This is a genomic window from Thalassolituus pacificus, from assembly GCF_025318105.1.
Classification (GTDB): domain Bacteria; phylum Pseudomonadota; class Gammaproteobacteria; order Pseudomonadales; family Oceanobacteraceae; genus Venatoribacter; species Venatoribacter pacificus.
On record NZ_JAOANI010000015.1, the window covers coordinates 378,194 to 390,269 of the forward strand.

Annotated in this window: 7 protein-coding genes; 3 read left to right on the forward strand and 4 right to left on the reverse strand. The window is 55.9% G+C overall.

The window, feature by feature from the left end:
- Positions 1 to 101: 101 nt before the first annotated feature.
- The gene (locus NYR02_RS08890; protein ID WP_260976008.1) at positions 102 to 791 is read right to left on the reverse strand and encodes a substrate-binding periplasmic protein; all 690 of its coding nucleotides are present in this window, start codon (positions 789 to 791) and stop codon (positions 102 to 104) included.
- Positions 792 to 1,069: 278 nt separating this feature from the next.
- Between NYR02_RS08890 and NYR02_RS08895 the strand changes: the two genes are divergently transcribed.
- Positions 1,070 to 3,361 (forward strand): hypothetical protein, encoded by a 2,292-nt coding sequence (locus tag NYR02_RS08895; protein WP_260976009.1) that lies wholly within the window; start codon positions 1,070 to 1,072, stop codon positions 3,359 to 3,361.
- A gap of 69 nt (positions 3,362 to 3,430) precedes the next feature.
- On the opposite strand, the gene rep is transcribed toward NYR02_RS08895, so the two are convergent.
- Positions 3,431 to 5,458 carry a DNA helicase Rep gene (gene rep, locus NYR02_RS08900; protein WP_260976010.1) on the reverse strand — a complete coding sequence of 676 codons (2,028 nt, stop codon included), beginning with the start codon at positions 5,456 to 5,458 and terminating at the stop codon, positions 3,431 to 3,433.
- A 441-nt stretch (positions 5,459 to 5,899) separates the two neighbouring features.
- Between rep and NYR02_RS19530 the strand changes: the two genes are divergently transcribed.
- Positions 5,900 to 7,420, forward strand: a complete 1,521-nt coding sequence (locus tag NYR02_RS19530) for an EAL domain-containing protein (RefSeq protein WP_260976011.1) — start codon at positions 5,900 to 5,902, stop codon at positions 7,418 to 7,420.
- Here the strand turns inward: NYR02_RS19530 and NYR02_RS08910 are convergent.
- A complete protein-coding gene (locus NYR02_RS08910; protein WP_260976012.1) occupies positions 7,402 to 7,566 on the reverse strand; it encodes a hypothetical protein in 165 nt (54 codons plus the stop codon). The genes NYR02_RS19530 and NYR02_RS08910 overlap by 19 nt on opposite strands.
- Before the next feature lie 86 nt (positions 7,567 to 7,652).
- Positions 7,653 to 9,167: a YifB family Mg chelatase-like AAA ATPase gene (locus tag NYR02_RS08915; protein WP_260976013.1), complete on the reverse strand. Its 1,515-nt coding sequence runs from the start codon at positions 9,165 to 9,167 to the stop codon at positions 7,653 to 7,655.
- Positions 9,168 to 9,365: 198 nt separating this feature from the next.
- Between NYR02_RS08915 and NYR02_RS08920 the strand changes: the two genes are divergently transcribed.
- Positions 9,366 to 11,999 (forward strand): S8 family serine peptidase, encoded by a 2,634-nt coding sequence (locus NYR02_RS08920; protein ID WP_260976014.1) that lies wholly within the window; start codon positions 9,366 to 9,368, stop codon positions 11,997 to 11,999.
- Positions 12,000 to 12,076: the final 77 nt, after the last annotated feature.

Here is a 12,076-nt window from a genome sequence, read left to right on the forward strand (position 1 = left end):
CAAAAATCTTTTGTATTACAAAGGGTTAACCATTGCAGTCCGAATGTTTTGAAAGATCGTTGCGAAAAAAGTCAGGTAGCGAAAGCCTTGCTGCTGCGCCGTTACTCAATCAGATAAAAGTTAAGCAACTCCTGCAGCCGCCCCTGCTTGCGCAGCTCAGCAAAGCCATGATCAAGGGTCGCTTTAAGCTCCGGCCCGCGCATATAGAGCCGTGATATCAGCATGACAAAATCGTCTGCAGCAACACCGGGCACCGGCTCAAAGACGATATCATTTCCCAGATCCACATCGCCCTGACGATACAGACCATGCAGAATCTCCAGCCGCGTCAGAAACAACTCACAGCGTCCACGCCTCACCTGAGCCAGCGCCTGGGCATAATGATTGGCCTCACGCATCACCCTGTGGGTTTCGATTCCAAAACGGCTGTAGTCATAACCACGCAGCCCGCAGATATTATAATTTTTCAGATCATTGCTGCTCTGAACCTGCGGCAAAGAGGGGAAACGGATGAGCGAAAAGGCATAACCCGGCTGTACCTGATAATAAGGCTCGGTGACCAGAAAACGCGCCTTACGTTCGGCGCTGGCCGAGGCGCTGAGGGCTATCTGATAACGGCCTTTTTCTACTTCCAGCAGGCAACGCTTCCACGGCAGCATGTGAATTTCATAATCCAATCCGGCCTCCGCGAAAATGAGCGCCAGAACATCAGCATCGTAACCGCGTACCTCGTTATCCCGTTCAAAGGTATACGGCGGCCAGCCAGCGGCATCGCCGCAGATGCGGATCACCTCGTGCGCCTGAACCGGCCACGTCAATAACCCAGCCAGGGCTGCCCACAGTATTTTGCATCGCCAGAGCTGCTGCATATTGCGTCCTGCCATTCATGCTTAGTGCTGAGTGTAGAACGAATTTCACACCGAATACCAACGCCGAACAGAGAGGACGCTATTGCTAAAAAAGACAGCAGAAGAGTGCTTTCCCGCGGTTAGAACCAATCTTTCTAAACCGGTTTTCGTAGTCTGCTTTACTCAATGCACCCTCAGTAAATATCGACAGGAGCGTGAGTATGAGCCGTTTTAATTCACCCGGAATACTGTTGAGCGCATTGCTTGCAGCCAGCCTCGCGGCCTGCAGTAATGATTCGTCCAGCAGCCGTTCCGACAGTAAAACGCCAGTGTCCGGCAAAGTGGCCGATGGTTATCTGGCTGGTGCCAAAGTCTGCCTCGACCTGAATGCCAATCAGACCTGTGATGATGGCGAACCTTCCACCACGTCAACCTCCGGAGGCAGTTTCACCATTGAAAATGCCACCGCTGAACAAATCGCTAATGCGGCTGTTGTGGTCGAAATTATCGTTGGGGAAACCATCGACGAAGACAACCCCGGCACCGCTATCGATCGCACTTATACCCTGACAGCTCCTCCCGGCTACGGTTTTGTCAGTCCGCTGACCACCATGGTACAGAACGAAGTCAGAGAAAAAGGCGTTACTCCGGATGAAGCCAAGGCCAGCATCCAGACCCGTCTGGGCACGACGGTTGATCTCGAAGACGACTACGTAGCCGGCAGCAGCGATGGCGGCGGTAATGCAACAGAATTTGAGCGCGTACATAAAGTGGCCCAGGTTACCCGCGCCGTCATGCAGCAGAATATCGAAACCGTCACGCAGGTACTGAACGGTACAGAGGCCTCTTTTGAAGATGTACTGGCTTTAATTGTTAACCAGGTGTTGGCGGCTCTGGAAACCATTGGCACCGCTGTTGATAACAGCAGTGGTGAGTTTGATGCCGATGCGCTGGTCGACTCCGGCGCCGTTGATGACGCCGGGGTTGATCCGGCCATAGTCGAAGACGATCTGGCGGAACGCGAAGCCGAACGTAACGCCAGCACTGTCAGCATCGCGGGTGTGCTCGGAGGCGGTGGTAGCCTGCACTTTTTTGAAAGCGAAGAAGACGGTGGCCAGGTCAGTTTCGCCTACGGCACCGTTGCTCCGGGTGAAAACGACAACGTGACCATAACCGATTTCCGATACAACAATGGCAATGGTCTGTGGGAAGAGGAATCCGGTGATGGCAGCAATAGTGAGCAAAACTGCATCCTTTCTGGAGGGACCTGGAACTGTGTGACCGATAGCGACGAAACCATCGCCATCAGTGGCGACAGCGTTGTCGTAAGCCGTGGCGGCCTGAGCGCAGCTCAGGAAACCATCACTGGCGTAGCCGTCAACCTCAGTGGTAAACGCATTCAGACCTATGCCAACGACGAATACTTCGCCCTCGCCCTCGACCCTACCGCCAAATTTGGTACCAGCGCCACCGGCTACAAACTGACCTTCACCCGCGCCAGCGACTACTACGAACTGTATAAAGAAAACGCGGCCAGCGTTTCTGCCTGCTGGGATGGTGACGCCAATACCGAAGGTCCATGGGCACCAACCGATATTTGGTGTAACAACGTTTTCACCCGCACCGGCGATGGTAACTCTCAAACTGATGGCGATGCAGCCACCAGCCTCGCACAGCTGATCTCTGCCAGCGCAGCGGTAAATCCCGATTCGCCGGAAGACATCAAAGGCACCGATATATACAGCAATGACAAGAGCTGGATGGTGGAATTTGTCAACGGCGGCCGCGCCAATTTCTATCCGTTCAGCTACAGCGAGGGCGGTGCTGCTCTGGGGGCTAAAGTGAGCGGCAGCTGGGTACAGAAAACCGTGGACGGTAAAGCCATACTGGTATTTACCATCCCGGATCTGATTGCCGCCCAAGGCGACTTTGACCGCTATGACCGCGTACAGTTTTTTACCGTACATGAAAGCTACGTTCGCCGCGGCTATGTCGCCAAGGCCGGAGCCAGCAACGACAATGAGTGGGTATTCAATAATGCTGCCCGCGATGAGATCAAAGCCGCGTTCGATAACGGTCTGCTCACTGATCTGGATGTTTGCAGCAGCGGTGACGCCGAAGAAGCTCTCATCAGTGCCTTTGCCAGTGCAGCAACCGCCTGCTCAGCCAGTGCCTTTGTCAGTGACGATGTGGCCGGTAAAGCGCTGACATCCGATTTCGGCATTTTCACTTTTGTCGATAATGACAGCGGTAACTACTTTGGTGAGCTGGGCGACGATGGCCAGAAGTACCTCGACTTCAGTTGGAGTATTGATAGCAGCGGCTCTATCGTCATTAACACTTCAACCACCAAAGCCGATGGCTCCACCCTTTACCTGCGTATGAATATCGCCAAAATTGCGCAGAATGCCCGCCAGGTCAGCGTGGTTACACTGGGTCTTGAGGCCTCCAGTGAAGCCGCACTGGACACTGCCAGCGGTGATGTCAGCGGTGAGGTCTGGAATATCCGCTGAGACACAAGATCAGGGAGATAAACAAAAACGCCCGGCGCTCCCGGGCGTTTTTTTGTTGGCTCTTACCTGTCAGAAATCGGCCAGCATATTACGCAGACTGGACAGGGTTTCCTGGCCACGCTGCTTCTGCTCTTCCGCCGAGGTTTCGGTTTTACCTTCCCAGACGATATCGTCCGCCGGCAGCTCATCGAGGAAGCGCGAATGGGTGGTGTCCATCGCTTCACCAAACTGGCGGCGCTTGCCGGCATAGGTGAGGGTGAGGGTACGCTTGGCGCGGGTAATACCCACGTACATCAGGCGCCGCTCTTCTTCGATGGTGTCGGCCTCGATGCTGTTGCGGTGCGGCATCAGTTCTTCTTCCATCCCCATGATGTACACATGCGGAAACTCCAGACCTTTGGAGGCGTGCAGGGTCATCAGCTGCACCTGGTCAGCGTCGTCTTCTTTTTCCTGCTGTTCCATCATGTCGCGCAGAATCAGCCGGGATACGGCATCTTCGATGGTGCATTCGTCGCCCAGCTCTTCCGCCTTGCTGATCATTTTGCTGATCGAATCCACCAGGAACCAGACGTTCTTCATGCGCCGCTCGGCCTGGTTCGGCGTACCTGAGTTCTGCAGCAGATAACTTTCGTAATCAATATCGCTGATCATTTCTTTCACCGCGGCGACCGGATCATCGGTATAAGCGTTGCGGGTAATGCCTTCCAGCCAGTGACCAAAACGGCGCAGACGATCAAGCGCTTTTGGCATCAGCTGTTGTTCGAGACCCATTTCGGTGGTCGCCGCCATCATTGATATGCCACGCATGGCGGAATATTCGCCCAGTTTCTCAATGGTGGTCGGGCCGATTTCGCGGCGCGGTGTGTTAATCACCCGCAGAAACGCGGCGTCATCGGTCGGGTTAATCAGCAGTCGCAGGTAACCCATGATGTCTTTGATTTCGTTACGGCCGAAAAACGACTGGCCGCCGCTGATTTTGTACGGCACCTGATACGCCTGCAGCTTCATCTCGATATTGCGCGACTGGTGATTACCACGATACAGCACGGCAAAGTCGCGGTAGCCGCAGCCATAGCGCAGACGGCGTTCAACAATTTCGGTGGCGATGCGCTCAGCTTCCACGTCGTCATTGCGGCATTTGAGGATTTTGATCGGGTCACCGTAGCCCATATCGGACCACAGTTTCTTTTCAAATTCGTGCGGGTTGTTGTCGATCACCCGGTTGGCGGCATTCAGGATCAGGCCGGTGGAGCGATAGTTCTGCTCCAGCTTAACGATTTTCAGCGTCGGGAAGTCTTTCTTCAGCAGCGACAGGTTTTCCGGACGCGCCCCCCGCCAAGCATAGATTGACTGATCGTCATCGCCTACCACGGTCAGGCCGGTACGGTGACCAACCAGCAACTTAACCATCTCGTACTGACTGGTGTTGGTGTCCTGATACTCATCCACCAGCAGGTAACGGATTTTTTTCTGCCAGCGCGTGAGTACATCAGGATGATCGCGGAACAGTATGGTGGGCACCATGATCAGATCGTCAAAATCGACGGCGTTATACGCTTTAAGCATGCGCTGATACACGCTGTAGGTCTGGGCAATCAGCAGATCCTGTGGCGTAGACGCTACTTTGATGGCGTGCTCGGGGGTGATCAGGTCGTTTTTCAGGTTGGAAATGCTGTTCTGCACCAGCTCGATCATATCACCATCGTCGCCGTGCTCACGGTGCATCACGTCGCGGATAATGCCTTTGCAGTCATCCTGATCAAGGATCGAGAAGCCACTTTTATACCCCGCCGCGGTCAGTTCATGGCGGATGATGTTCAGGCCGAGGTTGTGGAACGTGGAAACGGTCAGGCCTTTGGCACCGCCCTTACCGACCAGCGACATCACCCGCTCTTTCATCTCGCGCGCGGCTTTGTTGGTAAAGGTTACCGCGGCAATGTGGTACGACTTGATACCACACACACCAATCAGATAAGCGATCTTACGGGTAATCACCGAGGTTTTGCCGGACCCGGCACCGGCCAGCACCAGCAGCGGGCCATCCACATACTTGGCGGCTTCTTTCTGGCGGGGATTGAGCTGACTTAAATCGACCACGGGCTTACCTCTCTGACGGGCGGGCATTCTAACAGCTCAGCGGGTGGTTGGAATCCGCAGCGACACAACAGTCACGCACAGTCACAGCCTTTCAACAGCGACAACACCTTAATTCAGGTACGCAAGTCTTTGTCCGGGAAGGATATTTTTTCCTGCACAAAACGAGACATGCAGCCCGAAATGTCCTATATATGAACACTGATTATTAAAAGAAATGGTTATGGATAGCGTCGTATTTTGCCATTCAGGCAGCGGTACGGGGCGTCACAAAACCGGGCGTCGCCTATAGGGCAGACACATTACCAGATCTAATTCAGTTCGGGTTTTATGGAATTCTCACCACAACAATCCAGGCTCAACCTGTTGGTTTTGAGTACTTGCGAACAACGCTTAGGCGACCTGCGACTATGGCTGAACAACAGCAGGAGCCAGGATGCCGTTGTGCCGGATTACCTGTTGATGGATCCGCACACAACCTCCACGGAGCCGCCCCTTAGTCCGCACTGGCAAGCCGTAGTGCTGTTAATTGACCATATTGCTCCGCAGCATCTGCAATGGCTTGCACAGCTGCCAGTGCAACTTCCTTTTCTGATCATATCCACCGCCGAGCACCGCCAATACTTACCTCAGTCCGGGCACTGGCTGGCGCTGAACGATTTCAGCCGTCATCGGTTTTTTCAGAGTTTTAAACCTCTGCAACTGCAATTACGCAGCGACATTCCGGCACCGCTGCAACGTAATGAATTTTTCCGCAGTCTGCGACAGCAACTGACAGGCAACGAGCAGGCTCTTTACCTGCAGGTTTTACAGTGCCGCTGGTTGCGCAATAACCGCGAGCCGCACACATGGCAGCAGCGCGAAGACATCCAGCAGGAGTTTGAACGCACCATCAGCCTGCGTGCTCCCGCCGGTGCGATTGTCGGCCGTATTCTCGACGATCAACTGATCGTTATCAGTGATAACTACTACCAGCTACAGGCCGACTGGCTGCCATTGCAACCGGACGACGATGAACGGCCGTGGGTGGTGTATTACAGCTCACCGCTGTGCATCAATGACTTTGCCGCCCTGAGCGCGGTACTGCAGGAAGGCGTACAGCAGATCGCACGCGAACGGCTGGTGCAGGAGTCGCAGTTTGAATGGCGCCAGCAGGACACCAGCCTCAGTCTGCTGGATGGGATGCACCTGGCATTGCAGCGCGATGAGTTCTACCTCGAATATCAGCCTCAGTTTGACAGCCGCAGCGGCGCGCTGGTCGGTGCCGAAGCGCTGATGCGCTGGCGTCATCCGACATTAGGGGTTATCCCGCCCACGGTGTTTATTCAGGAAGCGGAAAACGCCGGACTCATTCAGGCGCTGGGACAGTGGGCGCTGCGCGAAACCGCCAAAGCCTGGTGTCAATTGCAGAAGCTGCTGGAGCAGCCGTTACGAATGGCGGTGAATGTCTCTTTTCCGGAGGTCGCCGATCCCAGCTACGCCCAACAGGTCATCGACCTGCTCGACCAGGTTGGCATGCCGCCACAATATCTGGAGCTGGAATTAACCGAAACCGCGATGATGCGTGATGCCAGCGTCTCATTACTGAATCTGCGCCAGCTGAAAGCGGTGGGGATACACATTGTGCTGGATGACTTCGGCACCGGCTTCTCGTCGTTATCACATTTAAGCGACCTGCCGCTCACCGGTATCAAACTCGACCGGGCGTTTGTCTCGCCATTGCCTGATCATGGCCCGCAGACTCATATCGTCACGACGATGCTTGAGCTGGCCAAAAAGCTGCGGCTGGAAACCACCGCCGAAGGGGTTGAAGACCATGCTTGTCTGGAAGTGATAAGGCATCTGGGCTGCGACCGCATTCAGGGTTACATCTACGCCCAGCCTCTGCCGTTGGAAGAATTGATCAGCCAGGCCCGACAGGGCTTCAAAACCAATTCCGACTTTAATCAGGGGCGGCTGTTCTGAGGCTGCGAAGACGGCTCAGCCGGGCTGTCTTTAGGGCCGAAAAAGGCCTCGCCATCAAATGGGTTCTCGGTATTCAGGTGGTAATAAACCATTCCCCCTACCGCTACACCCACCACCAGCAAGAAGATGATCAACTGCTTTTCCATAATATTGATTCTTATTTATAGCGTTAATGACAGTGTGGCAGATACTGGCACCTGTGCAAATAACGCACAAATCCGTATCTGCCCCCCTACCCCTGACGATAACGATCCAGTGTGCGATAACCCAGCGCCTCCAGCAGATGCGCCCGGCCAATGGTTGGCTGCGCATCCAGATCGGCGATGGTACGGGCAATATTCAGCAAGCGATGGTAACCGCGCGCCGACAGCTGCAGACGCTCGATGGCCATCAGCAGCCAGTGCTGGTCTTCCTCACTCAGAGCACAAACCCGCTCGCGCAGACTGGCGCTGAGTCCGGCATTGGCACAGTCCTGACGCTGTTGCTGAATGGCCTGCGCAGCCATAACCCGTTGCTGCACTACGGCACTGCTCTCGCCCGGCGGCGCCTGTTGCAATAAAGCCGTAGGAATGGGCGGCACTTCAACATGCAGATCAATGCGGTCGAGCAGCGGCCCGGAGGTCTGCCCCTGATAACGGCGGATCTGCTCCTGGGTGCAATGGCAACGCCCGGACGGATCACCAAAATAACCACAGGGACAAGGGTTCATCGCTGCAATCAGCTGGAAACGTGCCGGATAGGTTATTGAACGATTGGCACGGCTGATAACAATACGTCCGCTTTCCAGCGGTTCACGCAGCACATCCAGTACTTTGCGGCTGAATTCCGGCAGCTCATCCAGAAACAGCACCCCACCATGGGCCAGCGAGATTTCTCCGGGCTTGGGGGTTGTGCCGCCACCGACCAGCGCCACTCCGGAAGCCGTATGGTGCGGCGCGCGAAAAGGCCGCACACGCCATTGATCCTGCCACTGCGACGGCTGGCTGCTGATGGAATAAATCGACGCCGACACCAGCGCCTCCTCTTCACTCATGGGCGGTAAAATACCGGGCAGACGACTGGCGAGCATGGTTTTGCCGGTGCCCGGCGGGCCGATAAACAACAGGTTGTGTTGCCCGGCAGCAGCAATTTCCAGTGCCCGCCGCGCCTGTGGCTGCCCCCGCACATCACTCAGATCGGCCAGCTCTGCCGCCCGGATGGCGCGTACCGTTCCGGCCGTGACCGCAGTTAACGTCTGCTGCCCATGCAGATAAGCGGTCACCTCCAGCAGATTGGCTGCGCTGCGGAATTCTCCCTGCGAGCAAAGCGCCGCTTCGGCGGCGTTGGCAATCGGCAACACCAGCACGTGATCCGCCCGTGCGCATTGCAACGCGCAGGGCAAAACACCGGGTACCGGCTGTAATTCTCCGCCCAGACTCAGCTCGCCGATAAATTCATGACCATCCAGAGCGGTGGCCGGAATCTGGCCAGAAGCCGCAAGAATGCCCAGCGCGATGGCCAGATCATAACGGCCACCTTCTTTTGGCAGATCGGCAGGAGACAAATTGATGGTGATGCGTTTGGCAGGAAATTCAAACTGCGCGTTCATCAGCGCGGAACGCACACGGTCTTTGCTTTCTTTAACGGCGGTTTCCGGTAATCCCACCAGACTGAGCGACGGCAGGCCGCTGGACAGATGCACCTCAACAATGACCGGCGGCGCATCAATACCCAGCTGCGCGCGGGTGTATACGCGGGCTAACGACATAAGCAATCCTTTGCTGTACGGCTGAAACCTCAGGGTAATGCAAAGTTGTGCAATTGCCTATGCGCAGAGAAAAGACAGCCGCGTTACGAACAGCCGTCACATAAGAAGCTAAAATAGCTGCACATGAATTTGTTGGAACGGCCTATGTCAGTCAGCTCCCCCCTATCACACCGATTATCTCTGGGCCTGTTGTTGGCCATGTTGCTAAGCCTTGTTCTCAGTGCCTGCGGAGGCAGCAGTGGCAGCAGCAACCCGACAGCCACGTACTCGTTATCGGGCCAACTGAGCATTGCCACCGGTATCGTCACCGATTCCGATATCAACGATATCTACGCGCCTTACATCAGCAATGATGACCCCACCAACCCGCAGCTGTTGAGCAACCTGACCACCGTTCAGGGCTTCGCCTCGGCCAGAGCAACCAACAGCACGGTATCAGGAGACAGTGCATCGGAACGCTATGCCGACAGCGCAGACCGCGACGATTACTTTAAGGCCAGTCTGCAAGCGGGGCAGACCCTCCGCCTGCAGGTGGTCGACCTGACCTACTTTTATAGTGGCGAGGGCTATCACGGCGATCTTGATCTGTTTCTCGCCGAAGCAACCCCAAACGCTGAAGGGGATTATATTCTGGCAGACTCATCCCAGCTGGGCCCGGTGGATGGTGCTGCCGCAGCGTTTGAAGAGGTCACGGTTCCGGCCGACGGCGACTACCTGATTAACGTCTACGCCTATTCCGGTATTTCCAAATACGTGCTGCAGATTCTGCCTGCCAGTACATCCGCATCCGCACACCGAATGGATGACTTTGTTACCGACGAAATCATTGTGAAAGCCAAAGCCGGCAGCAGCCTCAGCGCCCAGGCCCGTAATGCGGGTTTAAGCACCGCGCTCACTCCTGTGGCCCTGAACCAGCTGAAAGCCGCATCGACAACCGATCCGGACCAACCGCAGCTGCTCAGCCTTAACCGCAGCAGCGCCCGCTTGAGCGCTGGCAGTGCTGAGCCCGATCTCCTGCGTGCTTTCAGCGAGACGCTGTATAACAAACGCCAGACCCTGATCGACAGCAAGCGCCTGCGCCAGCAGGAAGGTATCGAATACGCCGAGCCCAATTACATCCGTAAAGTGCAGGCCACGGCCAACGATCCTTACTACCGCTACCAGTGGCACTACCCCGCCATTAACCTGCCGCAGGCCTGGGATCTGAGTAAGGGTGACGGTGTCACCGTGGCGGTCATCGATACCGGTGTGTATCTGGCCCATCCGGATCTGAGTGGTCAGCTGATTACGGGCTATGACTTTATTGCTAACAGAGACAGTGCGCGCGATGGCAATGGCATTGATAACAACCCTGATGACCCCGGCGACGACGATATTCCCGGTGCCAGCTCATGGCATGGTACCCATGTCGCCGGAACCGTGGCAGCAGCAAGCAATAACGGCATTGGCGGCGCCGGTGTCGCCTGGAACGCGAAGATCATGCCGCTGCGCGTGCTGGGTAAAAATGGCGGCACCTCCTATGACATTATTCAGGCCGTGCGTTATGCCGCCCGGTTAAGCAATGACAGCAATACACTGCCAGCCCAAAAAGCCGATGTGATTAACCTCAGCCTCGGCGGTTACAGTTCATCCGCAGCGGAGCAGTCGGTGTATGCCGCCGCCCGTAATGCCGGGGTAATTATTGTTGCTGCTGCCGGCAACGAAGCAACCGCCACGCCATTTTATCCGGCGGCCTATCCGGAAGTAATTTCTGTCAGCGCCACCAACTATCAGGGGACGCTGGCCAGCTACTCCAACTTTGGCAACAGCATCAGCGTTGCCGCTCCTGGTGGAGAGCTGGGTAATGACGATAACCGCGACGGCAAGAAGGATGGCGTGTTCAGTACCGTGGCCGATGACAGCAGCGGCTCACGCCAACCCAGTTATGACTTGTATCAAGGAACCTCCATGGCCAGCCCGCATGTCGCCGGGGTGATTGCGCTGATGAAATCCGCCTATCCGGCGCTGTCCGCCAGCGATGTCGATCAGTTATTGCAGAGCTGCGCCATCACTCATAAAGCCACCAGCTGCAACCGCGACAACCAGCTGGGTTATGGTCAGATTGATGCCTACCGCGCGGTCAGCGAAGCGCTGAAGCTGGCCAATGGTGGTACCTTGCCACCGCGCCCGGTGGCATTACAGTCTTCTCCGGCGGAACTGGTGTTTGGCAGTGACAGCAGCCTCAGCTTTACCCTGAGCAATGCCGGTGATCTGCAACCGGCACTGCTCAGTGTCAGTGAAGATGCCGACTGGCTGAGCATTACTGCGGCCAGCACCGACGACAAAGGGCTGGGCAGCTACAGTGCCAGCGTTAACCGCAGCGGCCTGAGCGATGGCTACTACAACGCCACCATCACCGTCAGCGACGGCAGTAACAGCCTGAGTATTCCGGTGTATATGCAAAACGGAACGGTCAGCAACAACAGCATGACTCAGCAATATGTTCTGCTGGAAGACAGCGATTGTGTTGAGGAGCAATGTGTTGTCAAAAGCATCGCCGCGCTCAGCAACGGCCGCTTCAGCTTCAGTGGCATTGCCGCCGGACGTTATCGGCTGCTGGCCGGTTCCGATATTGATGTGGATAACGTGATCTGTCAGGCCGGTGAAACCTGCGGTGCCTATCCGAGTCTGGGCGCGGAACAGATTATTGAGCTGAATGCGAACCGCAGTGAAGTCAACTTTCTGATTAACCTGAACAGCAATCTGGGCAGCAGTAATCAGAGCGCAACCCGCCTCCTGAACCGGCAACTGCCCGCCAGCTCCGGCGAAGCGGGCAAGAGCCCTGCGCCCTGATAAATGCAAAGGCGATGTTGCGTCGTTCAGCTACGGTTTAGCCCGCGTTCAGCATACTGACGGTTCTGTACCGGATG

Coding starts and splice junctions, on each gene's coding strand:
- NYR02_RS08895 (WP_260976009.1), top strand. CDS start 1,070: ATGAGCCGTTTTAATTCACCCGGAATACTGTTGAGCGCATTGCTTGCA.
- NYR02_RS08910 (WP_260976012.1), bottom strand. CDS start 7,566: ATGGAAAAGCAGTTGATCATCTTCTTGCTGGTGGTGGGTGTAGCGGTA.
- NYR02_RS08915 (WP_260976013.1), bottom strand. CDS start 9,167: ATGTCGTTAGCCCGCGTATACACCCGCGCGCAGCTGGGTATTGATGCG.
- NYR02_RS08920 (WP_260976014.1), top strand. CDS start 9,366: ATGTTGCTAAGCCTTGTTCTCAGTGCCTGCGGAGGCAGCAGTGGCAGC.